This is a genomic window from Vreelandella neptunia (assembly GCF_034479615.1).
Classification (GTDB): Bacteria; Pseudomonadota; Gammaproteobacteria; order Pseudomonadales; family Halomonadaceae; genus Vreelandella; species Vreelandella neptunia.
The window spans coordinates 4,570,559-4,597,086 of sequence record NZ_CP140255.1; the positions used below are offsets into that span (position 1 = coordinate 4,570,559).

Below are 26,528 nucleotides of genomic sequence, written 5' to 3' on the forward strand. Positions count from 1 at the left end.
GAGTCTGCTTTTTGGGAAGTAAGTTACCCTATTTAAGAAAAGCTTAAGTTTTGGTAGCCAAGATAGCGGTTTGTCGATTGAGGGGATCAGCATGCGCGCACTACTAATAGAAGATGACCCCTTGCTTGGGGATGGCATTAAAACGGCGCTTGAGCGCGAGAGCTACGCGGTCGATTGGTTTATGCTTGGCCGCGAAGCAATCAGCGCTATCGGCAGTGAGTCCTTCAGTGTGATTATTTTAGATCTTGGACTGCCCGATATGGACGGTATCCAGGTACTGCATTTACTCCGACAGCAATCTACTGTGCCTATTCTGATTTTGACGGCCCGCGATGCGATGGAAGATCGTATTGGCGGCTTAGATGCGGGGGCGGATGACTATGTGCTCAAGCCTTTCAATTTGCAGGAGCTACTCGCCCGCTTGCGTGTCGTAATGCGCCGTGCTGAGGGGCGTGCCTCGCAACTATTGACGCTGGGTGCACTGAGTATTGATGAGGCTCGCCATGCGGTGAGTTGGCGGGGCAAAGACGTCAAGTTGGGCCGTCGGGAGTATGCCTTATTGTTAGAGCTAGCAAGACACCCGGACAGGGTTCTCTCTCGTCCTCGTTTAGAAAATTTGCTTTATGGCTGGGGCGACGAGGTAGAGTCCAATGCGGTGGAGGTTCACATTCATCATCTGCGTAAAAAGCTTGAAAAGCACCTGATTATTAACGTGCGCGGGATTGGCTACCGTCTGGATAGCCAGGCTCAATGAGATCCATACGGCATTATCTACTTCGCACGCTAGCCATTACCATGGTTATCGCTGGGGGCGTGGCGGTTACCGCGGCTTACTTAATTACAGATCACGAGCTGGAAGAAATTCTCGATACCCAGCTCAGTCTGCATAGCCGGATCGTGGCTGGCCAGCTCGATCCAAACGCGACCATTGACGACTATGCTCGCCTCGCTTCGCGCATGGGCCTTCCTGGACACCCGACACAGCTATATCGTGACGGTATCGCAGTGCCCTTGAGTCGTTCTGAATCAGGTCCCAAGCTTTACCACGAGGAAGAGCTGAAATTAGTGCTGGGTTTTTGGAATGCAGATGGCTCACCCAGGCTGTTAGGGGGCAAATGGAATGCTGCAGGGCCTTTTCCCGCTCCTTTAGAGGAGGGATTTCGCTGGGAAAGTTACGATGGTCATCGTTGGCGGGTTTTCAGCATGTTCGATATTACCACCGATACCTGGATCAGCATGGGGCTGCGAGGTTCGTTTCATGATGAAGTAGTCGAGCGCATCACCTGGAATAATTTATTGCCGATGCTTTTTTTGCTACCTCTTCTTCTTTGGCTGATGAGCCGTATTATCCGGCGGGGGATTGCCCCTATCCAAGCGCTTTCTAGTCAGGTGCAAGGCCGCTCTGCCCGCGACCTAAGTGAAATCGATAATCCTGTTCCTCAAGAGCTTAATGGATTACGTCAATCGCTAAACGACTTTATCGCCCGGTTGAAAGCCACGTTAGAGCGCGAGCGGCGCTTCACTGCGGATGCGGCACATGAATTACGCACCCCTTTAGCAGCACTGAGGATTCACCTAGATAACGCGCAGGCGGGAGGAGAGCAATCATTACAAAAGGCTTATATAGGTGTGGAACGGCTTCAGCGGGTGGTAGAACAACTGCTTATTTTGGCTCGATTGGATCAAGTGGCCACAACCTCATCGGCCACTATCGATCTTTATCCTATTATTGCTGAACTAGTAGCTGAGCTGTGGCCACTCGCTGAAGAGCGAGATCAGCACTTGAGGCTAACAGGCTTAACCCGGCTGGAGGTCCGCGCCGACGAAATCGAGGTGGGGATTCTGTTTCGTAACTTATTGGATAACGCCTTGCGCTATACGTCAGAAGGCGGTCAGGTAGAGGTAGAGTTAGCGCTTTGGGAGGGCTTGCCTCAACTCACGGTGAGAGACACGGGCCCCGGACTCCCCGAGGCACTTTTGGATAAAGTCACTGAGCGCTTTAGGCGCGCGTCTGGCCAGGGCACCACCGGCAGTGGATTGGGTTTATCGATTGTCTCGGAGTTAGTCCAGCGCCAACAAGCCATTCTTACCCTCACCAACCGTGTACCTAGTGGGCTTGAGGTTAGCGTGAGGTGGGAGCGTGTGTATGCCTGTGCATCGTAAGCTCCGACTCGATCACTTCAAGACAAGGGAAAAGACATGTGGCTCACGGAAATGATGGCATCGCTGACGACGTATCTCGAACAACACCAGTGGGTTGCGGTCATTGCGGCTTTCATGCTCGCGGCTTCGGAATCGATCATCGTTATCGGTGCCCTCGTTCCCGGAACCGCCTTGCTAGTTGCCTTGGGTGCCGCCATTGGTCTCGGGCATCTTGCGCTATGGCCAATTCTGATCGCCACGACCCTTGGGGCAATCGCAGGAGATGGGCTGTCCTTTTGGGTCGGTCATCATTGGCGCGATGGTATTACTACGGCATGGCCGCTAAGGGGGCGGCCAAACCTCATCCATACCAGCAACGCCTTTTTCGCCCGCCATGGCGGCAAGAGTATCCTGATCGCTCGTTTTACGCCGGGCGTGCGAGCAGTGATACCCGTCATGGCAGGAGTGTCGGGCATGGCCCCTGTTCGCTTTCTGGCGGCAAATATTACTTCAGCAATCATATGGGCTCCTGCTCACATCCTCCCCGGTGCAGTGGCTGGCCTCGGGCTCAGCTTGGTAGGGCATGCAAGCATGCGTTTGGTGGTGCTTGTCGGCATCATCTTCGGAGCTGGCTTCGCCATTGTGTTGTTGATTCGTCTGATGCTGACCAGGGGCGTGCCAGCCCTTGAGGCTCTGCGTTTGCGGCTTATCGGGCGATTGCGGAAAAGTGGCGAGGGTCGTGTCAGCACTTTGGCAATGTCACTTCTCGCGCCCTCGCATGACCTACAACCGCTCATCCTGATTGGTGTCCCGCTAGCCTTTGTTGCCGCCGCTTTGGCGACTCTGGCTCAAGAGGTGGCCGAGCGGAGCGGGCTGGCGGTCGCCGATCAATCGATTAGCCTAGCCCTTAGCCACCTGCGTACCGAACCGGGCGATAAAATCGTCGCCTTCCTCACCGGCTTCGGTGACGCTTATGTCATCATCGCTTCGTCTGCAGCGGTCACTTGCTGGCTACTGCTGCGCAGGCAGTGGCACCTCGCCCTAGGGGTTGTACTGAGCATCGCCATTGCCTCAGGACTTGCCACGCTCCTCAAGGCGGGACTGGCGATACCGCGTCCGCAGGCACTTTACGAGGGCGCCCAGGTCTTCGGCTTCCCGAGCGGCCACGCCACGGGGGCCGCGACGCTGATGGGACTGCTTACCTGGTTTGCTTGGTTCGGCTTACCACAACCTTGGCGCAGGGTGATGCCCATGGCCTTCGCCGCGGTCGTGGGCATCATCGCCGCCTCGCGCCTGTATCTCTCGGCCCACTGGCCATCGGATGTCGTCGGCGGCATGCTGCTGGGAACTGGGCTTACGCTATGCTTTGCGCTGGCCTTTCGTCGCGTAGACCTACGCAAGGCCCGGCCAGGTATGGCGATCGCGCTGGCCTTATTCGTTTTCCTCGGATTTGGAGCCTGGCACTCATGGCGCGCTCTGCCGCAGGCCGTGGCCATGTACACGCCGCCCCCGACACCTGTGCAGGTCATTTCCCGCGATGCCTGGCTTACCGCAGACTGGCAAACCCTCCCGGTGCGTAGAACCGACTTGGTAGGTGAAACGGAAGAACCCTTCTCGCTGCAATGGACGGGAACCTCTACTGCCTTCGAGGCAGCTGCGAGCACTGCTGGCTGGGCCCGCGCCGATGGCCTCACCTTGCAGACCCTGCCACGCTATCTCGATCCGGCAGTCTCAGCCGAGGCGCTGCCGGTGATCCCTCGACTGCAGGATGGCCAGTTTTCGGTATTGACCATGGTGCGGCCCGCACAGGACGGCAAGAGTCGCGAGGTCCTGCGCCTCTGGAAGTCGAACACGGCGCTTTCCTACACCGGCAGGCAGACGCCGATCCTACTCGGGAGCGTGGAAACCGAAGTCATTCGTCGCGCTGTCGGCATGATCAATTTGCCAGTGGTACATGAGGTTGCCTATCCCTCTCGGCACGATCTCCGGCTGACGGGCACACTGCGCAGGAGGGAAGATGGCCAGCCTGTGCTGCTGGCACCAGCCGATTCGGCGGGGTGAGAGGACTGAAATGACCACCCTATTAAATCGTGAAAGACTATAATTGTATAACCCGCCGACTCTGTATGTATCCAAAAATCAGGAGCGCAATCGGGTGATGTTAGCGACATGAAAAATCTCGTCATGAAATCCACTATATGGCGCGGGTCGAAGGCAGCTTGTTGCATCCCGATCATCGTATGGACGCAGAAATAGATCGCAACTGCCCTGATTGGAGCCAACATGAACACCGAGCACAAGTACCTTGTCCGGCTTGCCAGACGCCTACGCAAGCAGCGCCAAGCCCTTGATCCGGAGGAGGTGACTTTTATGATAGGGATACACCGCCGGGAGCCTATCAGACGCGACGCCAAGACTGTCTCCGCTGAGCATTCGGCGCTTGGAAAGCGCCACTCCGACAGTGTGGCGGCGGTCGGCGGTACGTTTGAATATGAAGGTGGGTCAGCCCATCGTGCAACGACTCGACCGGATTGTTGCTCAGATAGGTGCCGGTCACATTGATGTCGCCGACCCGACAAAAGACATGCCGCAACGCCATAATTCGAACGGGCTACTCCTCAATCTGAGCCTTCAGGTTTTGGCTCACATCGCTCAAAGGGTTAACTCATCCCGTTGTCAGTTTTCTTTGGATCAGTGAGACAGCTGGGGTTCGACTGTAATGTGTACTAACGACGGGCATCGAGCTTGAATGCGCTGCCGGTAAATATCAGGCGATTCTGGGCTGTGTGAGACGAGCGCGACAATCGCCGCGTGGATATTGGGGCCAATCGACCAAATGTATAAGTCGCTGATGTGCGTTTGCTCGTCCTCCGGACTCCCCGAGGCACTTTTGGATAAAGTCACTGAGCGCTTTAGGCGCTTCTTGCCAGGGCACCACCGGCAGCGGATTGGGTTTATCGATTGTCTCGGAGTTGGCCCAGCGCCAAAACGCACGCCTTACGCTTAGTAATCGCACGCCCAACGGTCTAGTGGTCAGTATGACGTGGGGGTAACACCACACCAGCAGCAAGATAGCTGAGTAATTGGCTGGCCACTGCCCAGGGATCGCCGATACGTTCAAGCACCTTAAGCCCAAGAAGGAAAATGTTCCCTGCGAAGCTTCTGGGGTGAATGCCTTCAGTAAAGTAGGCATCACCCGTAGTGATTTAACCTAATAGGCATCTATTAACTTGTCAGCCTTAATGTTTCACGAAGGCCATCGTGTATGGTGGTTATCAATGACAAATATGTGCCGATGCACATTTCTGGGATGATGGTGGGGATGGCTATGAGGTTCCGGCCCCTCCCACCCTTCATGCTCGTGTTGATGATGTTCATCGTGATAGTGAAGATGGCTATGACTTATAGGCGAGTGCTCATGCGCAATCTCTCTTGGGTCTCGACGAGGCCAAGCAACCGCAGCAAGCCCCGTCGCTGTTAAAGCCACGGTTCCGAGCATTGCGAACGTTCCGGTCATTCCTATATTCAGCCCTAACCATCCTGCCAACGGATAGGTGATCAACCAGCAACCGTGTGACAACGAGAATTGGGCAGCAAATAGCGCTGGACGATCCTCCGTCTGGCACGAACGCTTGAGCAAGCGCCCTGTAGGGGTCATGACCATCGAAGCGCCTGCACCCAGTAGCAACCATAGCCCGACAAGTCCCGCAAACGATGGGCCTAGCCAGCCCAAGTAGAGACTGAGCGCCATGATAACGCCACCCAACAGCATGACTGGTCGTTCAGGCAATCGATCCAGTACCTTAGGTAGCAGTACGGCCACCAGCATGGAGCCCCCACCTGCGGCCGCAAAGGCCAAAGCTACTTCTTTCTCGCCAAGCCCCAACATAGAGCGAACAAGCACTACCGTATTGACGATCTGCATCGCTCCGGCGGCTGAGACCGCCAAGTTCAACGCCAACAGACCGCGAAGGCGAGGTGTTTTTAGATAAATCCGTATGCCGTGAGAAACGCGACGCCAAACACCGGGAATTTCCTCTAGTGGTTGTGGCTCAGGTAACATCACCGATATAACCAGTGAGGCAGAGATCACGAACGCCAGGGCGTTGAGTACAAACAGGACATCAAAGCTCATCGCCATCAGCAATGCCGCGGCCACCATCGGGCTAAGAAGATTCTCTAAATCGTAGGCAAGGCGTGACAGGGATAATGCTCGTGTGTATTGCTCTTCGTCTTCTAGGATGTCCGGTATTGTCGCCTGGAAAACGGGAGTGAAGCCTGCTGAGCAAGCATTGAGTAGAAAGATCAGCACATAGATTTGCCACACTTCGGTAACAAAAGGCAGTGCGCAAACCACGGCTGCTCGCAGCAAGTCGAGGCTAACCAACAACGTGCGTCGAGGTAGGCGTGAGGCGTAAGCACCCACCAGTGGAGCAATGCCCACGTAGGCGACCATCTTAATCGCCAGCGCTGTGCCTAGTACGACACCCGCCTGCCCCCCAGCAAGATCATGAGCCAGTAACGCTAGGGCAACGGTGGTCAGACCGGTGCCAATCAGTGCAATGACCTGAGCGAAAAAGAGATGGCGATAGACGCGATGGGCGAGTACATCGAGCATAGAGCGTTCCTCAAGTGAGGGGGGCTTAGATGCATTTACAGGTAGCGGGCAATGGCCTTGAACTCTTCAGTCCGCGCCCGCTGCGTTTGATCCTGAGAGCCCAAGGCATCTTCTAGGCAGTGATCGATATGATCTAAAACCAAGGCACGTTTGGCCTGTTGAATAGCTTTCTCAACCGCATGAAGCTGCTGGGCAATGTCCAGACAGTGGCGACCATCCTCTATCATCTGCGTCACGCTCGAAAGGTGTCCCCGAGCCCGGTTTAAGCGCTTGATGATATCGGGATGTGACTGGTGTGTATGTATTGTCATTTTCTTTCCCTTATTCTATTCCTATCCCCCTGGAGGGGATGATAATCTATTGGTGCTATGCGGAGCTACAGCGTAAGCAAATTGTTATCTACATTTTTTATCGTCAATTTTTTGTCTTGGTTGCTCTAAATGCTCAATCGGCTGCGCCACCGTCTTGGCTATCTGACCCTGCTACTGCTGTTTTTGCCTAGCCTGGTGCTTACCAGTGTGGGCGAAGCGAGTGCGCATGGCGCAATGAGCATGGTTGGCGTTGAGTCATCTCACCATGAGAGTGTTCAGAAGGGCCATGGGCATACCCATGGGCATGAACACGATGACGGTCGACACCTCTCTCATGAGAGCGGCAGTCACTTCCACGAACAAGCGGATCGCTTGGGGGCGAACATTGCCATCGCACCAAACGTTCGTCATGCCATGCGGCTAGGCGAACGACGCGCTTTTCCCCTGCGTCGTGTCTACCGCTTGGAGCGCCCTCCACGGCCAGTCGTCGCTTGATGACTGGGGCCATCCATCCGATGGCCAACACTAATGACAGACCCGTGGAGGTTGCATGTTTCCATCCCAAGTAAGGGGTGCGCTCGGCTTGCCTATGATGGCAAGACGCCACGCCTTAGCCTTTCTAACACTGTTGTTCATGCTGCTGGGTGCCAGTGGCGAAGCCTTTGCTCACGCGGTTGCTGAGGGTGACAAGGGCTACATCCAAGAGATCTATGGCGTTAATCTGATCTCGTTTATGTATCTCGGTGCCAAGCACATGGTAACGGGGTATGACCACATCCTGTTTTTGTTAGGGGTCATCTTTTTCCTCTACCGAATGCAGCATATCGCTATTTACGTCAGCCTCTTTGCCATCGGTCACTCGACGACCATGCTGCTCGGGGTCTACTTCAATATTGGCATCAATAGCTATCTGATCGATGCCATCATTGGGCTATCCGTTATCTACAAGGCGCTCGATAACATCGGTGCGTATCAGCGCTGGCTCGGCTTTCAGCCCAACACCAAGGTAGCCACGTTGGTGTTTGGTCTGTTTCATGGTTTTGGCCTTTCGAGCAAGATCATTGAGTACGATATCTCGCCCGATGGTCTCGTCCCTAACCTCCTGGCATTCAACATAGGCGTAGAGATCGGCCAGCTACTGGCATTGAGCGCCATTCTCATTGTGATGGGCTTCTGGCGACGCACTACGGGCTTCTTACGCCACGCCTATACCGCCAACGTCGCCATGATGTGTGCTGGTTTTATGCTGGTAGGTTATCAACTGACCGGCTATTTCATTGCCTAATTGAAGGAGTCCCCAATGTATAACACTGATCTTCCAACCCGTGCCGAACTGCCGTCAACGGGTAAGTTACTTCGCTCTACGTTGATGGCAGTCGTTATTGCCGTCGCTTTGCTGATCAGCGTCGTGCTACCTGCTGAGTATGCCATTGACCCGACCGGCGCTGGGCGCTTGTTGGGGCTGACTGAGATGGGAGAAATCAAGACCCAGTTGGCTGAGGAAGCCGAGCTCGACCAAGCCAGTGCCCAACAGGCTTCTGAACCCGCTGCACCCCAAGAGGCCGTTAGTGATAGCCAACCTTCGACTGCAACCGCTACTGCTGCGCCAACTTCAGACGTAGAGACGGAGCAGGTAGCCGCTTCGTTACCAGAAGACCAAGAGATGGTGCAGACTGAAGCAAACGTAGCGCTTGCTGACGCTCCTGCCGCTGAGGAGACACCTTCCCAGGCAACTGAAGAAACTGCGGCATGGGGCGATGAGGTGACCTTCACACTCACACCAGGTGAAGGTACCGAGTATAAGCTAACGATGGAAGAAGGTGCTGTCGCGACATTCGCTTGGGCGTCCGACGGCGGGCCACTTAATTTTGACACCCACGGCGATGGCAATGGGAACTCCATCAGCTACGAGAAGGGGCGTGGCGTACCCGAAGATGAGGGAGAGCTGGAAGCTGCTTTCACCGGCAACCACGGCTGGTTCTTCCGTAACCGCAATGACAACGACGTGACCGTGGTCTTGCGTGTTGGAGGAGACTACGGGGAGCTAAAAGGTATGCTTTGATTCCCTTAACTGAACCGCTCCGGCCAAAAGGCCGGGGCGGCCCCCATAGCGCACCTAACGACAAACAGCAGAGCTAACGTTTTACTCTTATACAATAGGCATCCAGTAGCTCACGCCCTCCATGCTAACCCGAACCCCGTCTCCTGAATGCTCTATGGTCTGTTGACGGAGTGCTTTTTTAGATACTTTCTTGTCATGAAAGTATTCCATGGCAGTGACGATCCATCGTTCCTTCCACTCCTCCCCTTGATCAGTACACTTAGCCATTTGAATCATGGTGCGAGCCAACTTTTCTTTTCGCCGTTTTCTTGCCCGTTTCTCATCCACCCTAGGGGTCAGTGTGGTGGCATGCTGGCGATTTAAGAAATTGGTAAACCCCGTCACCGAGGCTGCTTGTCCGGGCACCGCACTCAAGTAACTGTCCACATCGCCCTGGTTAGGTAGCCGCTGTCCCTCTCGGTCAGTATTGAGTAACAATGCGGCTGCCGCGCTTAGTGCAAGTCGTGCGGAGGTGTGGGACGTTGTGCCCGCCTCTATACGGGTTTCCAATTGCAGCCAATAGGCTTGCAGCACTTGGTCTGATAGCGAAGCGGACGGCATAGAACTGAGACACGCTTGAATACGTCTTTTCTCTGAGTCGATCCGCTTTGCTTGGTGATCCGGCTCTACCCCTTGCTCTTCATGCAACCATCGCATGGGAAGTCTTACACGCCGCAACCCCTCCGCCCCAAAGTGATGGAGCAACTCCGAATAGCTCGGTATCCGTGACCATGCCTGGTCGATCTCAAGGAAGAACGAGAAGAAATGATTGATCTTGAGGGCAGCCTTATGCGGTCCCGTGGTACGAATTAGCCATTCACCGAATTCCCCAAATGCGTCACTTAACGCTTTGGCACTGATACCAGCTTGGCCAATGATGATCCGCTTACGACATGTTCGCGTCCAATAGCAGAGCTCACAGGCAACGCCTCGACCCGCTGGCATGGAATTACCACACGATGGGCAGGCAATTTCCCCTTGCTCATAACAGACTTTGCACAACGCATCCCCGTTGGGTGCCACCACCAATAAGCGATGTCGACGACACGCAGAGCAGGTACCGTGATCTGCCGTCGCACAGCGTGGACATAAGCGATGGTCATGCCCCATACGCGTCACTCGGGTAAGACGTTGAGAGGACTTCCCACACGCCTCGCAGGGCTCAGGTTCTTTGAAATAGGGAGCGCAAGCGATACAGACAGGGCCGTAGGGAGTGACCTTGCCGATGTTATAGTCTGAACTGGCTTTTCCACATCGCGCACACGGTTTGTCAACGTCACACTGGCGGCAGACGGCTTCTGGGTCATTCTTTGGCAGACGGGCTAACTCACCACATCGTGGGCACATCCGCCGCTTAAACACACGAGCATAGCAGGTTGAGCAATACCCATGGCCCTTATGGCGTCGCCACAACTTGGAGACTTCCCGGCCACACTCATCGCAGTCTACCGTTTGGTGTTGCTTCAAGAGGGTGGCTCCGCTTTCATTCTTCGTTTTAAACGCGCCCAAGAGGCTCTAACAGCACGTTCCGACGTAGGGCGATGATCCGGTTGAGCGCGGCGGCGATGTGGCCCATGAGGGTGATGAGATAATCGTGACAACATTGGCAACAGCACAACGGGGGGTGACTTTCGGGGATCATGAAGCGCGCTCGTTTTCACATTGAACGCGACCAACGCATTGAACGTTTCTTCAACGCCTATGCTCACTAACCGCTCAACCGGCGCTAATAAAGCACGACGCTCGCTGACAGGCAACAGCTCAAACGCTAAGCCAGACAAAGGCATCCGGCTATCCGTAACCGAAACGCCCAATGACAGAAGCGCATCACCAAGGGGTGACGCAGGCCTCCGACTTGCACGCCGTACAACGCTAAGAAAGAAGGTCACCATAGAAAACCAATCGGCGGGTGCGATAGAGGCCTGCCTAAACGTCACGTTATCCGATTTTAAAACACGATCCGCCATCACTTGGAAACTGAACGCTTCAGGTAAATACGACGTGCACACCGCCTTCCTAAAATCGTCATGACACCGGCTGCACTGAGCTAAATGTTGATCTTCCGCTGACAGGCGATGGGGCTCTATCGGGGCCTTACATGCTGGGCACTCATCTATCAGTTGCACCCCATGAAAGCGGCACCCAATGTGCCAAGCGAATCGCCAGTGTCGGCGCAAGTACGGGGTCAAGTCCTCTGCCAAGCACAATGCACATACCTGCTGCCCCCCATGGCGGGTTCGATTTCGGCTGCCGAGTGCTAACAACCAGGGCCAAGTCCGCGTTTCCGGTAATGAGTAACCGGCCACTTTCTCACAATCGTCCCGCATCCCAGCCTTCTGAAACTCAGCGGAAGAGATCCCCGACGCATTGACTAATGGGCGCATTCTTACGAGGGGAATTTCCCTATCAATATCCCTTATCCATATACGCCATGTTGGCCAAATAGCCCCAGTGAGCGACAAAGGATCACATCCCTGTCTCAACGCCGCCCGTACCAGCCATGAAGAAAGGGATTCCTCAGGCAACAGAGGCACACTCAGCGCCCAGGGCATTACAGCATCACTTCCCTAATGCCACGGGTTGGTCGCACCCACGATTTACTCTGAATAATTTTCTCATCGATACGCTCAGCCCCGGACAGAATAGCGGCATTGGCACACTCAATCAGCAGCCGGTGAAGGTCACCAAAATTACCGCCAGAGATCGCGTGAAGCTGGGTAGCCAATTGTGGCTCATGTAACTGGGAGGGGTGTTTGAGCGGCAGGATCTTCTCAAAGCCAGCGAGCAGCTTCTGAAACTCCTGATTGAGCTCCCACTTGGGTAACGCGACCACATCAAAGCGACTCGCATGCTGCGGGTCTGAATGCAGCACCCGCACGGCATCCTGCGTGCCCACGCCAACGATGGGAATCATTAACTCATTGCACAGGAGCTTAATGGCATTCATCGTTTCTCGCTGCTTGACGGCACCACCGGTTAGCAGTGAGTGAAACTCATCAATGATCAGCAGGCGCGTATGGCAAGCACGCAGTTGATGAATCACCTGGTAGCGCAGCTTGGGAACCGGATCAGTAGGTCGATAGGGAGCCCAGAAACTCTCTAGTACCGCGATATACAGACTTTTCTCATCGGCACTCGGTGGGGCCTGAGTGACGACAACCGGCTTCACCGGCTCTACGTCTTCATTAACGTAGCCTTCACCATACTGCTTATGAAAACGCTGAACGATGGTGGTCTTCCCGTTATTAGAGTCACCCACGATCAAAAGATTGGGCATACGAGGACGACTGGGCTTCTCCATCAACCCGCGCATAACCTCAATAACACGGTTGGCCAATGGATAGCCCAACCATCGCGGTTGATCCATAAACTCCATCCGCTCTTTAGCGGACAGCCCCAAGACGTGACGGAGGTCAGGATGAAGGTGTGTGCTCATGCTATGTCCCAGTTCACATCGATATCACCCGTTAAAAGACCGTTTCCTTTAGCGGGTGACTCTTGAGGGGCCGCGGTTGAGGGCGCATTTAACAGAGGATCTGCAGGCGTCACCTTCTTCTCATGCTCTTTGCGACGTTGCGCCTGGCGGCGGCTTCGCTTGGTGCGCGCCTGCGACTCCTCCACATGGGTTCGCAGCTCACTAATAGCGCGTAGAATTTCAGACTCATTCACCGAGTTCCTGCCTTCCTGGCGAAGGCGTGCCTTAGCTTGGGCATACTCCCAAACACTCATCGAGGGGAGGGCAAGATTGGCAAAGGGAATGCGAAAATAGTGCCCGAGGTCCGGGTCTTTGAACCAAATAACGCTAATGTCGCGAGGATCGCGCCGGAATACAAAGGTTCGTTTCTTGTCTGGCGTGTCTGGATCTTTGGCATTGATCCACGGCCTTAGCGCCTCATCGTAATAGTTCATGCCATCGATGGTCACACCAAAGGTCTGGATCGTGCGCTGAAAGCTGGGCAAAAAGTCGAGCAATACCGAGAGCCTATCAGCAGGCCTGGGGGCTAATCCAACCCCCTGCACGTCAGCATTGCCAAACACACCGATTTCCCACTTCTTCATCGGGGACATGCCAATTCCAGAATGAAGGCGCTGGTGGTAAACCTTGCAAATCAACGTCACCAGCCACTCTTCAAACTCACTTTTCGTCATGGCCGCGTGTTTCTCTGGATCGTACCCCTCTTTCTCTTTAATGGAGGAGAAAGTCGTCCCAGGCAGGTTATGGATTTCTTTGAGAAGAGAGCCCAGCACCCGCTCAATATGGCCACCATAACGAGGCTGCTTAACAGGCCGAAACTCAAGGTTGATCCCATAGGCTAGGCATGAGCGCCTAAACGTCTCAGAGCGAAAATCTGGGCCGTTATCGACATGAATCGTGGCGGGTGTGCCCCATACCGGCCACTCAGCCTCCACGTTATGCAGCAGCAACCACTCATCTTTCGGAAGCATGGATTGCGCCACACACATGCCTACGGATGTTTCAGAGGGTGGATCAAACGATAAGTAGTACCCCGTGACCATGCGAGTACACACGTCCATGGCCAACGTAATCCATGGACGGCCAATCGGTTTGCGATACACGTCATCGACCAAAATAATATCGGCAGGCGTGTGGTCAATCTGCATAACGGCTAACGGATAGTCCGCATTGGGAAACTTCCCGGCAGCCGGCTGAAACTTATTAATCGCTTTTTCTCTAAAGCCATGGCCACGCAACCGATCACGCTCTGGGATGTCACGCAGACGAGCACGAACGGTACCAGGGCTCGGCGGATCAATGCGCCGCTCATGGCAACGCCGCATGACCTCCTGTACCGCCTTTTGTGCTGAGGGACGCTGCAGCGTCAAATAAACCTCTTTGATAACTTCCTGAATCACCGCCTCTGCATGCGCGGGTATACGCGACTTCCCCTTCTTCCACCCTGGCTTTTGAGGAATCAATGCGAGCACCGAGCCCGTCGCTTTATACCGCTTCAACCAACGGTAGATCGTAGCCGTATCAACCCCCGTTTGTTTCGCACGCTCCTCAGCTGCATCTCGCCCAACCGTATGGCGATCCACCAAGGGCTTAATGATGGAAAAGCGATGCTCGGCCTCCCGCCAATCGGCATCCCCAATCTCGGACATATCCAGCTCAGGGGGTACAGACCCGCTATTGAGAGGCACTAGTTCTTTGATGCGAAGCGGGCAACTACGCCCAGACTCAACGGCAATACCAATGACCGTCTCAAAATCGAGCACCTGGGAAATTCGGTAAACGGTGCCATCTTTCTGAACCTGCTCACCCACCATGATCTGCAAGTGTTGGCGTGTTTGGGCGACGCCGCTATTGGGTTCAGTTGTGTTGCCACGATGATTATTCATGATCGGGTACCCATACCTCCGATAGAGGACTGAAGGATTGAGCCATATCGCAATCTAGCTGCCGGGTCGCCAGCAGATGCCATAAATGCGCAATCCCCTCTGCCCGGTAAATATCGCCCATGAAGTGCCGAGAAAGCAGGTAATCCAAGGTCGCCACCCGCATCTCCCTCACCGTATTGAGCACTGCCTGACTTTCGACAGAGGGAAACACCATCCGCTTGTAGCGCGCTAGGAAGGTAATGTTGTCCAAGGTCTTATCACGAATGCGGCTTTCATCATGAATGCGAAACGCCCAGCCCTCATTGTTGGCATGCCGCATAGCCGCCTTCCATTTAGGTGACCATTCACGCCAATGTTCTAGCCACTTTTCCCGTGGTTTGACCTCTACCAGGAGAGGTTTCGGGTAGTCCTTGTAATGACGGTTACCGAGTCGGTAATAAACCAAATAATCCGGCGTGTAGGTGTAACGCCTACCGGTCACTGGATGATGAAACGGGATCTCGCACGGCTGGGATATCACACCAAGGACGCTCACATCAAAGTCAGCCTTTATGAGGAAATCACGTTCGAGCGTCGACTCGAACGCAATAGACTCCTCCCCGCGAAAGGCATAGTAGCCAGACACACTTCGTCGGGTAGGGCCGATTTTACGAACGGATGTAGGCAGTGGCATGAGCAGTCGCACCAAATGTTGAATAAAACGAGACCTGTCGCAGTAATTGCTATTAATTCTGTCGCACTCAATCCTGTACAGACTACCATATTAGCCCGATATTACGCGCTGAGAGTCGCATTAATTGATGAAAATGACAGCGGCTCAAAACCCAAACCCGGTGAAATCTCTCTCGCTCACCATGGTGTGCTGTTTTTGGATGAACTGCCGGAGTTCTCCCGCCATGTGCTAGAGGTTTTGCGCCAGCCGCTAGAAACAGGAGAGATCCATTTAGCCCGCGCCAGTCATGAACGTCGCTACCCTGCTCAATTTCAGTTAGTAGCCGCAATGAATCCCTGCCCCTGCGGCCACTTAGGCGACCCGCGCCAACGCTGCCAGTGTACCGCCAGCCAAATCCAGCGTTATCAAGCACGGCTTTCCGGGCCACTGCTAGACCGTATCGATCTGCAAGTGGAAGTGCCCGCGCTGCCGCCAGAGCAGCTCACCGCGCAAACCCAAGGCGAGTCGTCAGAAGCCGTGCGCGAGCGGGTGATGGCAGCCCGAGAACGTCAAATGGCCCGTGGCGCGCTAAACAGCCAGCTCAGCGGCAAGGCCCTGGAGGCCGCCTGCGCGCTTAACGATGAAGAGCGCGCTTGGCTGGCGGGTGTGCTGGAAAAGCTCAAGCTCTCCGCCCGCGCCTACCACCGCGTACTGCGCGTAGCCCTGACCCTGGCCGACCTTCAGGGCGAACCCAAGCCCACCCAGCCGCATCTAATTGAGGCCATTGGTTACCGCCAGCTGGATCGAATGCTGAAAGGTGCTTAGCATTGAAGTAGACACGATCACTCATAAAGGGAGGTGACAAAATGGCCAAACTTCCTAATATCCATCCCGGTGAAATTTTGTACGAAGATTTCATGCAGCCAATGGCGCTGAGTAAAAATGCGCTGGCCAAGCAGATGGGCGTCCCAGCGACCCGCATTGGTGAAATCACCTTGGGCCGCCGAGCGATTACGGCAGATACTGACTTACGTCTAGCAAAGATTTTCGGCACGAGCGAAGGTTACTGGCTTCGTTTGCAGAACGCCTATGACCTAGAGGAAGCCCGCCGTCACCAAGTGGCATGAACAATTCTCTCATTTAACGACTTGAGCAACCTTACTTACATTGAGGCCATTGGTTACCGCCAGCTGGATCGGATGCTAAAGGGGGCGTAAGCCCCCGAAAGCCACTGGGCGATTAGCGAGTGGCGGCGAGTGAGTCCACTAGGCGTTGGCACAACGCATCCAGCTTCTGCCCCGTGGTTTCATCGTGTAACGCGCCACTATCGTTGAAGGCGCTGCCCGCTTTTGCCAGCGATAATGGCTGTGGCAGCACAACCAGCCCCAGATTGGCTAACAGTTGCTGGCCCAGCGGTAGCGCACGGATGCCACCTAGCCCACCGGGGGAAGCCGCCACCAGCGCTGCCCACTTACCGGCAAACAACCCGAGCCCCGGCGTATCCTGGTAGGGTCGTGACAGCCAGTCCAGAGTGTTTTTCAGCAGCGGGGTGATAAAACCGTTGTACTCCGGTGAGGCGATCATCACTGCTTGGTGATCCGCAAGAATCTCACGCAGCTTCAGCACATTCTCCGGCATGCCCTGGGCTTCGATATCCTCATCAAATAGTGGGCAGGGGTAATCCTTCAAATCGATAAATGTTGCTTCCCCGCCAAGCGCCTCAATACGCTTGGCGGCCAGCTTGGCTAGCTGCTTATTCAGTGACGCTTCTCGGGCACTGCCCGCAAATACCAGTACTTTTAAAGCTGACACAATGCTCTCCTTCTAACATGACGTTAATGATGATCATCGCCAAACCCATCTACAAAATTATCCAGCGCTTCAAACAGCACTTCACGGATGGGGTCTGCCTCATTTACCAAGTGGTGACGTGCTTCCGGATGGCGATGAATTTCGGCATTGGGAAACTTCTTCGCCAGAATTGCCAAATTCCACTCCCAGTCGACGGTCAAATCCTGCTCGCCCTGGAGTATCAGGGTAGGTAACGGGTTGGGCTCCTGGGCCAGTAGACGAGGCATCCAGCGGCGCATAGCGCTCACCCAGGCAACGCTCAAGCGCTCTGGCTGCAGCGGGTCACCCTCACGTAGAAACTCGGTGAACTGCTCGTCGGTAGAGTTGGGGCGATATTTACGCGGCAACTCTTTTACAAACGGGCTGGCAATCAAGTGCAGCCAACTGGTTTGGCTCCATCCCCAAGGCCGCACCAGGGGCGCCAACAGCACCAACCCCGACCAACCGGAAGCCTCACGGCGGGTGAGTGCATCGGTAGCCAAAATCGCCCCACCGGTACTCTGGCCCACGCCTAACCACGGCTCAGGCGCCATGCCCTGGCTCTTTAGGGTCATCTGCAAATGGGCCAGGCAGTGCTGATAATCATCGAAATCTTCTATTGCCGCCCGCGCACCGCTGGAAAGGCCGTGGCCGGGAAGATCCCACAGCACCACTCGCCAGCCCTTAGCCAGCAGGCGTTCAAGCAAATGGCGATATAGCCCCATATGATCGAAATAGCCATGTACCACAAAGGCAGTGCCCACCGGCTGCGGAGGGCTCCACACTTGGCACCACAGCGCGAAGCGCCCTGTATCGATAAAGCCTGCATGCACTTCACTGGTATCTAACAGCAGTGCTTCTAAGCCATAGTGGTGGAAATAGCCTTGCATGGCGTCTGCCAATACTTCTCCTGGCAACAGGCGGCTAAGGGCGGTATCGCCCGAGGCGTGGCGAAACAAGCCTTCCAGATGTTGGAAATCACGCATCGTTGTTTCTCCATAACGCCATTTTCCGTTGGCCTAGACGCGGGTGATGAGCCGCGTTCCCAAAACCTAATACCTAGTCATTTGGTCGAGCATTTTACCGCATTAGGGTCTACGCTGTTTACATGCCCGAGCAGGTGTGGAATTATTTTCCATAAATACATTTTACTCTGACCGTGGCCAACACATTCCCCACGGGCATCCTCACAGGAGAAACCCCATGAGCGAGCGTATCACGCGCCACCGTTTACAAGTGGCAGCCGATTTAGATCGTTTTATAAATGAGCAGGCGCTACCGGGAACAGGTGTTGATGAAAACGCCTTTTGGGCCGGTGTGGATGCCCTGTTTCATGATCTGACACCTAAAAACCGTCAATTGCTGGAAGAGCGCGACACGCTGCAAGAGAAACTTGATGCGTGGCACCGTGAAAACCCCGGCCCGGTCACCGATATGCCGGGATACCGCCGCTTCCTGAAAGAGGTCGGCTACTTGGCAGAAGCACCGGCTAACGTCAAAGCGACCACAGCCAACGTTGACCGTGAAGTAGCCGTTCAGGCAGGCCCGCAGCTGGTTGTGCCGGTGAGCAACGCACGCTATGCGCTGAATGCGGCTAACGCGCGCTGGGGCAGCCTTTACGACGCCCTGTACGGCACCGATGCGATTTCTGAAGAGGATGGCGCGGAAAAAGGCACCAGCTTCAACCCGAAACGTGGTGCCAAAGTAATTGCCTACGCCCGTGGCGTGCTTGACCGCGCAGCCCCGCTGGCCACTGGCTCGCACCGTGATGCGGTGAAATACGCCATTCGTGATGAGCACCTGGTGGTGTCGCTGGAAGGCGGTCGTGAGACGGGCCTTAAGGATTCCGGCAAGCTGATCGGTTTTACCGGTGAAGCGGCTAAACCCGACGCGATTCTGCTGGGCAACAACGGCCTGCACCTGGAAATCCAGATTGATCCCAGCGATTCCATCGGCAAAACCGATCCGGCAGGCGTTAAAGATGTCGTGGTGGAAGCTGCACTGACCGCCATCATGGACTGTGAAGACTCCGTAGCGGCTGTGGATTCAGAAGACAAGGTCGGTGTTTACAGCAACTGGCTGGGCCTGATGAAGGGCGATCTGGAAGAGAAGATCGAAAAAGGCGGCAAGACGTTTACCCGCAAGCTTAACGCTGACCGCACTTGGCAAACCACCGATGGCAGCAGCGTAACCCTACCCGGCCGTTCGCTGATGTTCGTGCGTAATGTGGGTCACCTAATGACCACACCGGCGATTTTGGATGAGAACGGCAACGAGCTACCGGAAGGTATCCTTGATGCGGTGGTCACTTCACTGCTCGCGCTGCACGACCTGAAGAAAGACGCCGACCAGCCGCGCAACTCCCGCACCGGTTCGGTTTACATCGTTAAGCCGAAGATGCACGGCCCTAAAGAGGTCGCCTTCGCCAACGAACTGTTTGGTCGTGTCGAAGACATTTTGGGCATGAACCGTGACACCCTGAAAATGGGCATCATGGACGAAGAGCGCCGCACCACCGTCAACCTCAAGGCGTGTATCGCTGAAGCGGCTTCACGGGTGGCGTTTATCAACACCGGCTTCCTTGACCGTACCGGCGACGAAATGCATACCGCCATGGAAGCGGGCCCCATGGTACGCAAAGGTGATATGAAGGGCGCCGCTTGGATTCAGGCCTACGAGAAGAGCAACGTGCAAGTGGGTCTTGCCTGCGGTCTGCGTGGTCGTGCGCAAATCGGTAAAGGCATGTGGGCCATGCCAGACCTGATGCACAACATGCTAGAGCAGAAAATCGGCCATCCGAAAGCGGGTGCCAACACCGCTTGGGTACCTTCACCTACCGCTGCTGCGCTGCACGCGCTGCACTACCATCAGGTCAACGTCACCGACGTTCAGCGCGAGCTGGAAGCGTTGGGCGAGCCCGATTACCTGGATGACCTGCTCACCGTGCCGGTGGCGGAAAACGCCAACTGGTCGGATGAAGAGAAGCAGCAGGAGTTGGATAACAACTGCCAGGGTATTCTCGGCTACGTAGTGCGCTGGGTAGAGCACGGCGTGGGCTGTTCAAAAGTGCCGGACATCCACAACGTGGGCCTGATGGAAGACCGCGCCACGCTGCGTATCTCCAGCCAGCACATTGCCAACTGGCTGCTCCACGGCATTGTCGATGCACCGCGGGTGGAAGAAACGCTCAAGCGCATGGCCAAGGTGGTCGATGAGCAGAACGCTGGCGACCCTACTTACACCGCCATGAGCGCCGATTTTGAAGGTTCTACTGCCTTCAAAGCCGCCTCTGACCTGATCTTCAAAGGCCGCGTGCAGCCTTCCGGCTACACTGAGCCGCTGCTGCACGAGTGGCGTCAGGTGCATAAAGCGAAGTAAATTCGTTTTATGGTGTAATCAGCCTCGAGGTTTATGCCTCGGGGCTTTTTTATAAAGGAAAACAATAATGACCGTAATGACTGCCGAGCAAATCGAAAACTTTCTGGATGAAGTCTTTCCCCAGCGGATGGGCAAGATAGAGAGCGTAGGTGAGATGACTGCCACCATGCGCCTTAAAATCGGTCATGAGCATCTGCGCCCCGGCCCCCGGGTTTCCGGCCCTACCATGATGGGCTTTGCAGATGTTGCACTCTACGTTGCGATTCTGGCGCAGATCGGCCCCGAACCGATGGCAGTGACCAGCGACCTAAACTGCCACTTCCTGCGTGCCGCCTCCGGCGATCACGATATTATCGCCCACGCCAAATTGATCAAGCTTGGTCGACGTTTAGCGGTCGGAGAAGTGCAGATTTTCTCGGTCAGTGATGAAGTACACCCAGTCGTCCATGTCACCGCTAGCTATGCGCTACCAAAGAAAGCCTAAGCCTTGACGGGATCTACCTCACCCAAATGTGAATAGCCAGCTAAACGAGGATGATCCATTAGTGATCCTTATATCAAAATATAAGCAAAAACAAATAGTGAAGAATTGTTAACTAACTACTCAAAGAATAAAAACTCCATTAATCTTACGGCGAAAGTGCTAACTATAGAAAAGACTGCTTATATTTAGCAAAATTCCATAAAGTTATTTTAAAAAATGTCGATAGGGCATTCCCCCTAGCAACTCCTTTCCGCTGCAAAGCAAGGAAAATATAATAATGCCAGACGCCTCTTTCTCGAACCATATTGCGCGTACCGACAGGCTCATGTGGTGGCCACTAGGGTTTGTCGCTTTATTATGCTTGGTGATTAGCTTTTTTACCCAAACGCTGATGCTAGTAGCGGTGGTAAGTGCTGCCACTCTACCGCTTACCTATATTCTCCAGCATAAATTACCAGGCCACATTGCTAACGGGTTCATCAAAGCCGCTGTGATGATGGTCTGGTCGGCCGTATTGATCGAACAAAGTGGCGGCATGATCGAAGCACACTTTGGCATCTTTATCTTGCTCTCTGTTTTAATCCTTTATAGCGACTGGCGAGTTATTGCTTTTGGTGGTTTGGTCATAGCACTTCACCATGCTCTTTTTACCTGGCTTCAGTATCAGGGGCTCGTTCAGCTTTACGTGAGCATGGGTGACATGCATGTCATGGAAGAGGGGGCGATAACCCACAGCCCTGTCGATTTACTGTATTGCTTACTTATGCACGGCGGCGCCGTGGTTGTCCAAGTCGTTATTCTTGGCTATTTGGCAAAAGTGCTGGAAAGCATGGTGCAAGAAGGGCTTCACGTCACTCGCTTTGCCATTGCCGCCGGTAGCGGAAACTTGGACGTTGCCTTCAGCAGAAAAGAACAGCAGTTGCCCGCAGTCTCGGCAATCGTAGAAATGCGCGACCAGGTAGCGGATAGCCTGCGAAAAACACAAACCGCAGCAAGCCACGTTATGGACTACAGTCAGCAGCTTTTTGTTGCTCAAGAGCAACTACGCACTCAAACGTCCCGTAACAGCAGTCAAACCGAGCGCATATCCACTAGCACGACGGAACTCGCAGCCTCGACTCGGGAAACCGCCAAAGAATCTCAACATATACGTCAACTGGCCAACGATGCTGAGAAAATTGCTCGACAAAACGGTAAGCAAGTCGAGGAAATGGGTGAAATGATGCGGCTACTTGATAAGCACTCCAAAGCTATCCAGGAGATGCTTGGCGAAATTGATAACATCACATTTCAAACCAACCTTCTCGCATTAAACGCATCCGTTGAAGCAGCAAGAGCTGGTGAACACGGCCGTGGCTTCGCCGTGGTTGCCAACGAAGTGCGTAACTTGTCGAAAAATACCCAAACAACTGCTACTCAGATCCGCCATACCATTGCGGCCACCACCGACCAAGTGTTGCTAGGGGTTAAACAAACTTCCACCATTGCGGAGACGACTCGGTCACTTATTCAAAGCTTTGAGCAGGTCGCCATGCGTTTAAACAATTCTGAAAGCGCAATTAGCCAGCAGCATCAAGGCGTTGAAGAGCTCGAGCAAAGCGTTAACGAAATTTACAATGCCCTGGAGCTCTCCCGTGCGGCGGTTGAAAACTCCCACAGCATGGCAGAACAACTATCGGTCACCGCTGATAAGATGATGAACGCCGTCAGTGGGTTCACACTGCCGCTCTCTTCGTCTACCGCCGAGAAGCCAATGCTGATTGCCTCACCCACAGTTTGACGCCTTAATTGGCACTATAAAATCGCACTGCGACCAGCCTCCGGGAGCTGGTCGATCATTCGATCAAGGGTTATGGGGTATTCACGCACCCGAACACCAGTGGCGTTATAAACCGCGTTGGCGATAGCCGCCGCCACGCCGCAGATACCCAGCTCTCCGACCCCCTTGGCTTTTAAGGGCGATGAAGCCGCATCCGTGGTATCCAGAAACATAACCTCCTGCTCGGGGATATCGGCGTGAACCGCCACCTCGTAACTGGCAAGGTCGTGATTAACAAAGAAACCGCGCTCAAGGTCAACGGTTAGCCCCTCCGACAACGCAGCACCCACGCCCATCGTCATACCGCCAAGCACTTGGCTACGCGCGGTGATCGGATTTAGGATGCGGCCCGCATCACACACCGCGAGCATACGTCGAACACGCGTTTCGCCGGTATAGGCATGCACCCCAACCTCGATGAAATGCGCTCCAAAGGTGCCAATCTGCATATCGTCTTTAAAGTCGCCAAAGTGGATCGTATCTTCGGCGACAAGCTCTTCGCCGTTTGCCACATCGGCAAGCGCCAAGTCAGTATCCACGGCTAGCACGCGGCTGTTTTCAAAACGCGGCTTTTCGACGCCTAAGCGCTTGGCGATCTGCTCTTGAAGCGCCAAACAGGCGGCGTACACGCCAGCGGTTGAACTAGTAGCCCCAAACTGCCCGCCTGAACCCGAAGATATAGGATAGGCACTGTTGCCCAGCCGAACTTCAACGGCGTCCAGCTCAATCCCCATCGTTTCAGCAGCCGTCTGAGCGAGAATGGTGTAGGAGCCGGTGCCGATATCGGTCATATCGGTCTCAACGATCAGCCGCCCGTCCTGCAAACGTACGCGTGCCCCGGAATCCAGCGTGGGCGCTCCGCGATAGGCCCCTGCCATACCGTAACCGATCAACCACTCTCCTTCGCGTTTTTCCCCAGGCGAGCGGTTGCGCGCCTCCCAGCCAAAGGCTGCTGCGCCTTGGCGTAAACACTCAACGTAATGACGATCGCTAAAGGGCTTTGAGGGATCTTCCGGGTCGACTTGGGTGTCGTTGAGCACCCTGAACTCGACGGGATCCATCTCCAGCTTCTGCGCCATTTCATCCATGGCAATTTCCAGCACGGCAAGCCCTGAGGCTTCGCCGGGAGCGCGCATATCCGCCGATTCGGGTAGATCCATCTCAACAGGCTGATGAGCGACGCGGCGACTCGCACCGGCGTAAAACGTGCGGGTTTGATTGACCGGGTTCTCGCCGCTTCCGCCGGGCAGGGTATGCGAAACCGCGGCATGGTCGAAGGCGATTATCTTGCCCTGGGCATCGGCAGCGATTCGCAGTCGCTGAATGGTGCCAGAGCGGTGGGTCGCATTGTTGAACACCAGCGGACGCGGCAAGGCCAGCTTGACCGGCCGCCCTGAGGCCCGCGAGCCGAGGGCGGCGAGTACCGCGTCAGCGCGCAGCCACAGTTTCCCGCCAAAGCCACCGCCAATGTAGGGGCTTTCGACGCGAATCGTGTCGGGGTCGAGATTGAAGGAGGTCGCCAACGCCTGTTTATTCATTTCGATCATCTGGTTCGACGTCCACACCGTCATTTGCCCGCCATCAGACCAGTCAACAATCGACGCGTGGGGTTCCATCATGGCGTGGCTTTGGGAAGCGGTGCGATAGACTTCATCCAGCGTGAAGGCCGCGGTTTGAAACGCCGCGTCAACGTCGCCCACGTCTGAAAGCGGTTCGCCGGTGTTATCCAGCTTTTCCCAAGCAGCTTCAAGGTCGAAGATACCCTGCTCTTGCTGGTAGCTGACATCAATCAGCGCCGCGGCGCTACGTGCCTGCTCCAGAGTCTCCGCCACCACTACCGCGATCGCCTGATGGTAGTGGGCAATCTTATCGCCACCGAACAGCCGGGCAACGTTGTTTTCCGAGCGATCAAGTGGCTCAATCTCCAGCGTCGTTACCACTGAAACAACACCTGGGGCGGCCCGGGCAGCCGACGCATCCATATGGGTAATTCGCCCCTTGGCAATGGTCGCACACAGGGGGTAGCCCACCAGTTGATCCGCCGCCACGTCATGACGCTCATAAGCATAGGGCGCACACCCCATCACCTTAAGCGTGCCGTCGATTCGCACATGGGGTTTGCCGATAATACGGGCGCGATCGAACAGGTTATCTTCCGCTGATTGATTAAAGTCCATGGGTCACTCCTGAGCCAGCAGCGCGGCAAGCGTTCGCTCTGCCAGGGTAAGCTTATAAGCGTTGTCTTGGGTCGGGCGGGCGCCGTCCAGTAATCGGCTCATGACCGCTGAAGCTCCCTGCGGCAGCGCTGCATCGGCTTCGTCACGGCGCCAAGGCTTCGGGGCCACGCCGCCAAGCGCGACACGGCCTTTGCCATCCACCGTTTGGATAAGCGCAACGGAGACCAGCGCGAATGCGTAAGAGGCTCGGTCACGTACCTTAAAATAGGCGTGGCGGCCTTCAACAGGCGCTGGCAGCACAACACCGGTAATCATCTCGCCCGGCGCCAGCGTGTTTTCAACCTCTGGGGTGTCGCCAGGTAATTGGTAAAACGCATCCAGCGACTGGTATCGCGTCTCCCCTCTCGGCGTGATGGTTTCCACTTCGGCATCTAATACCCTGAGCGCAACGGCCATGTCCGAGGGATGAGTGGCAATGCACGCCTCTGAGGTACCGATAACGCCCAGCCCACGCGAGCTGGCGCCTTCACCGAGTGCCGCACAGCCAGCCCCTGGCGAACGCTTGTTGCAGGGCATGCCGGTGTCGTAAAAATAGGGGCAGCGGGTGCGCTGGAGCAGATTACCGCCGGTCGTGGCTTTATTGCGAAGCTGGCCCGATGCGCCTGAGACAAGGGCTCGGCTGAGCACCGCATAATCACGACGAATTCGGTGGTCGGCGGCGAGCGCACTGTTACTCACTAATGCCCCTACACGCAAACCGCCGTTGCTGGTCTCGGTAATAGCGTTGAGCCCAGTACCCGTTACATCAATCAGGTGCAGCGGGGTTTCAATCTCGTGCTTCATCAAATCAAGCAGGTTGGTGCCACCGGCAATAAATTTGGCGCCAGACACTTCAGCGGCACGGGCAGCCGCCTGAGCAGGATCAGATACGCGTTCATAGGAGAAGGCTCTCATGCGTGCTCCTCCGCCACCTGATTAATGGCTTTTAGAATATTGGCGTAAGCGCCGCAGCGGCAGAGATTGCCCGACATCCGCTCGCGAATCTCGGCGTCGGTCACCTCAATCGGTGCGGTGAGATCCTTCGTTACATGGCTGGGAAGATCCGCTCGCATCTCCTTGAGTACTGCCTTTGCCGAACAAATCTGGCCCGGCGTGCAGTAGCCGCACTGGAAGGCATCATGATCGAGAAACGCTTGCTGCATGGGATCAAGATGGTCGGGCTCTCCCAACCCTTCGATGGTCGCCACGTCATCGCCTTCATGCATGACCGCCAGCGTCAGGCAGGCGTTAATCCGTTCGCCATTCACCAACACCGTGCAGGCGCCGCACTGTCCGTGGTCGCAGCCCTTTTTGGTGCCGGTGAGTTTTAAATGTTCACGTAAGGCATCTAGCAGCGTCGTTCGGTTGTCCAGTTCAAGCTGGTGCCTTGCTCCATTGACTACTAAAGAGACGTTCGAGCGCTCCGCGCCATTCTGCGCGGCTTCGCGACGCCTTTCAGCGCTATTAGGTGGGTTCATAACTATGTGCCTTCCCTGCTCATTGCTGTCGCTTTATGAATGTCGTCACGACTTCAGCATAGTCATGATTGGAGTAAGCAACCCGGCTTTCGGGCATAAAGGTTCTGAAAAAAAGATCTATTACATCCTCTGTACACG

General features: G+C 55.2%; 22 protein-coding genes and 1 pseudogene. 11 read left to right on the top strand and 12 right to left on the bottom strand.

What is annotated here, in order from left to right; genetic code table 11:
* The first annotated feature begins 91 nt into the window (after positions 1–91).
* The 3 genes from SR894_RS21090 (at position 92) to SR894_RS21100 (ending at position 4,203) form a co-directional block, all read left to right on the top strand.
* Positions 92–754, top strand: a complete 663-nt coding sequence (locus tag SR894_RS21090; RefSeq protein ID WP_133733757.1) for a response regulator — start codon at positions 92–94, stop codon at positions 752–754.
* Complete coding sequence (locus SR894_RS21095) at positions 751–2,163, top strand: ATP-binding protein (RefSeq protein ID WP_223288418.1); 1,413 nt, start codon at positions 751–753, stop codon at positions 2,161–2,163. Before SR894_RS21090 ends, SR894_RS21095 begins: the two co-directional genes overlap by 4 nt.
* Positions 2,164–2,277: 114 nt before the next feature.
* On the top strand, positions 2,278–4,203 hold the full coding sequence (locus tag SR894_RS21100; RefSeq protein ID WP_275951311.1) for a bifunctional DedA family/phosphatase PAP2 family protein: 1,926 nt from the start codon (positions 2,278–2,280) through the stop codon (positions 4,201–4,203).
* Positions 4,204–5,389: 1,186 nt separating this feature from the next.
* Here the strand turns inward: SR894_RS21100 and SR894_RS21110 are convergent.
* Together SR894_RS21110 and SR894_RS21115 are read right to left on the bottom strand one after the other, a co-directional pair.
* On the bottom strand, positions 5,390–6,760 hold the full coding sequence (locus SR894_RS21110) for an MFS transporter (protein ID WP_133733727.1): 1,371 nt from the start codon (positions 6,758–6,760) through the stop codon (positions 5,390–5,392).
* Positions 6,761–6,795: 35 nt separating this feature from the next.
* Positions 6,796–7,071, bottom strand: a complete 276-nt coding sequence (locus SR894_RS21115; RefSeq protein WP_035561815.1) for a metal-sensing transcriptional repressor — start codon at positions 7,069–7,071, stop codon at positions 6,796–6,798.
* A 129-nt stretch (positions 7,072–7,200) separates the two neighbouring features.
* Between SR894_RS21115 and SR894_RS21120 the strand changes: the two genes are divergently transcribed.
* From SR894_RS21120 to SR894_RS21130, 3 genes are read left to right on the top strand one after another with little or no spacing between them, the layout of a single operon-like run.
* Positions 7,201–7,566: a hypothetical protein gene (locus SR894_RS21120; RefSeq protein WP_035561818.1), complete on the top strand. Its 366-nt coding sequence runs from the start codon at positions 7,201–7,203 to the stop codon at positions 7,564–7,566.
* A gap of 55 nt (positions 7,567–7,621) precedes the next feature.
* Positions 7,622–8,356 (top strand): HupE/UreJ family protein, encoded by a 735-nt coding sequence (locus SR894_RS21125; protein ID WP_094584646.1) that lies wholly within the window; start codon positions 7,622–7,624, stop codon positions 8,354–8,356.
* Positions 8,357–8,371: 15 nt separating this feature from the next.
* The gene (locus SR894_RS21130; RefSeq protein ID WP_133733726.1) at positions 8,372–9,133 is read left to right on the top strand and encodes a hypothetical protein; all 762 of its coding nucleotides are present in this window, start codon (positions 8,372–8,374) and stop codon (positions 9,131–9,133) included.
* A gap of 87 nt (positions 9,134–9,220) precedes the next feature.
* On the opposite strand, the gene SR894_RS21135 is transcribed toward SR894_RS21130, so the two are convergent.
* The 5 genes from SR894_RS21135 to SR894_RS21150 form a co-directional block, all read right to left on the bottom strand.
* Positions 9,221–10,117 (bottom strand): hypothetical protein, encoded by an 897-nt coding sequence (locus tag SR894_RS21135; RefSeq protein WP_133733725.1) that lies wholly within the window; start codon positions 10,115–10,117, stop codon positions 9,221–9,223.
* Between the two features lie 518 nt (positions 10,118–10,635).
* Positions 10,636–11,724, bottom strand: a complete 1,089-nt coding sequence (locus tag SR894_RS23010) for a TniQ family protein (RefSeq protein WP_223288417.1) — start codon at positions 11,722–11,724, stop codon at positions 10,636–10,638.
* Positions 11,724–12,608 carry a TniB family NTP-binding protein gene (locus SR894_RS21140; protein ID WP_083007654.1) on the bottom strand — a complete coding sequence of 295 codons (885 nt, stop codon included), beginning with the start codon at positions 12,606–12,608 and terminating at the stop codon, positions 11,724–11,726. The genes SR894_RS23010 and SR894_RS21140 overlap by 1 nt, the downstream gene beginning before the upstream one ends.
* The gene (locus tag SR894_RS21145) at positions 12,605–14,533 is read right to left on the bottom strand and encodes a Mu transposase C-terminal domain-containing protein (RefSeq protein ID WP_223288416.1); all 1,929 of its coding nucleotides are present in this window, start codon (positions 14,531–14,533) and stop codon (positions 12,605–12,607) included. The genes SR894_RS21140 and SR894_RS21145 overlap by 4 nt, the downstream gene beginning before the upstream one ends.
* Positions 14,526–15,206, bottom strand: a complete 681-nt coding sequence (locus tag SR894_RS21150; RefSeq protein WP_223288415.1) for a TnsA endonuclease N-terminal domain-containing protein — start codon at positions 15,204–15,206, stop codon at positions 14,526–14,528. Before SR894_RS21150 ends, SR894_RS21145 begins: the two co-directional genes overlap by 8 nt.
* A gap of 141 nt (positions 15,207–15,347) precedes the next feature.
* Between SR894_RS21150 and SR894_RS21155 the strand changes: the two are divergent.
* Positions 15,348–16,010, top strand: a pseudogene (locus SR894_RS21155) (ATP-binding protein); the annotation flags it as partial.
* A 41-nt stretch (positions 16,011–16,051) separates the two neighbouring features.
* Positions 16,052–16,312, top strand: a complete 261-nt coding sequence (locus SR894_RS21160; RefSeq protein ID WP_159177722.1) for a HigA family addiction module antitoxin — start codon at positions 16,052–16,054, stop codon at positions 16,310–16,312.
* Positions 16,313–16,424: 112 nt separating this feature from the next.
* Here SR894_RS21160 and SR894_RS21165 read toward each other — a convergent pair whose 3' ends face one another.
* The gene (locus tag SR894_RS21165; RefSeq protein ID WP_227406176.1) at positions 16,425–16,997 is read right to left on the bottom strand and encodes an NADPH-dependent FMN reductase; all 573 of its coding nucleotides are present in this window, start codon (positions 16,995–16,997) and stop codon (positions 16,425–16,427) included.
* A gap of 23 nt (positions 16,998–17,020) precedes the next feature.
* On the bottom strand, positions 17,021–18,001 hold the full coding sequence (locus SR894_RS21170; RefSeq protein WP_223288414.1) for an alpha/beta hydrolase: 981 nt from the start codon (positions 17,999–18,001) through the stop codon (positions 17,021–17,023).
* Positions 18,002–18,218: 217 nt separating this feature from the next.
* Between SR894_RS21170 and SR894_RS21175 the strand changes: the two genes are divergently transcribed.
* The 3 genes from SR894_RS21175 to SR894_RS21185 all read left to right on the top strand — a co-directional run bounded on the left by SR894_RS21175 (position 18,219) and on the right by SR894_RS21185 (position 22,657).
* A complete protein-coding gene (locus SR894_RS21175) occupies positions 18,219–20,393 on the top strand; it encodes a malate synthase G (RefSeq protein ID WP_133733604.1) in 2,175 nt (724 codons plus the stop codon).
* Positions 20,394–20,460: 67 nt separating this feature from the next.
* Complete coding sequence (locus SR894_RS21180; protein WP_133733605.1) at positions 20,461–20,877, top strand: PaaI family thioesterase; 417 nt, start codon at positions 20,461–20,463, stop codon at positions 20,875–20,877.
* A gap of 277 nt (positions 20,878–21,154) precedes the next feature.
* Entirely contained in the window at positions 21,155–22,657 is a 1,503-nt protein-coding gene (locus tag SR894_RS21185; RefSeq protein ID WP_133733606.1) for a methyl-accepting chemotaxis protein, read from the top strand.
* A gap of 14 nt (positions 22,658–22,671) precedes the next feature.
* Here the strand turns inward: SR894_RS21185 and paoC are convergent, their stop codons facing one another.
* Genes paoC through paoA form a run of 3 tightly spaced genes read right to left on the bottom strand, consistent with a single transcriptional unit; the run spans position 22,672 to position 26,390 of the window.
* Positions 22,672–24,873, bottom strand: coding sequence for an aldehyde oxidoreductase molybdenum-binding subunit PaoC (gene paoC / locus SR894_RS21190; protein ID WP_223288413.1), 2,202 nt, complete (start codon positions 24,871–24,873; stop codon positions 22,672–22,674).
* Between the two features lie 3 nt (positions 24,874–24,876).
* The gene (locus tag SR894_RS21195; RefSeq protein ID WP_223288412.1) at positions 24,877–25,827 is read right to left on the bottom strand and encodes an FAD binding domain-containing protein; all 951 of its coding nucleotides are present in this window, start codon (positions 25,825–25,827) and stop codon (positions 24,877–24,879) included.
* The gene (gene paoA, locus SR894_RS21200) at positions 25,824–26,390 is read right to left on the bottom strand and encodes an aldehyde dehydrogenase iron-sulfur subunit PaoA (protein ID WP_133733609.1); all 567 of its coding nucleotides are present in this window, start codon (positions 26,388–26,390) and stop codon (positions 25,824–25,826) included. Before paoA ends, SR894_RS21195 begins: the two co-directional genes overlap by 4 nt.
* Between the last annotated feature and the right edge of the window lie 138 nt (positions 26,391–26,528).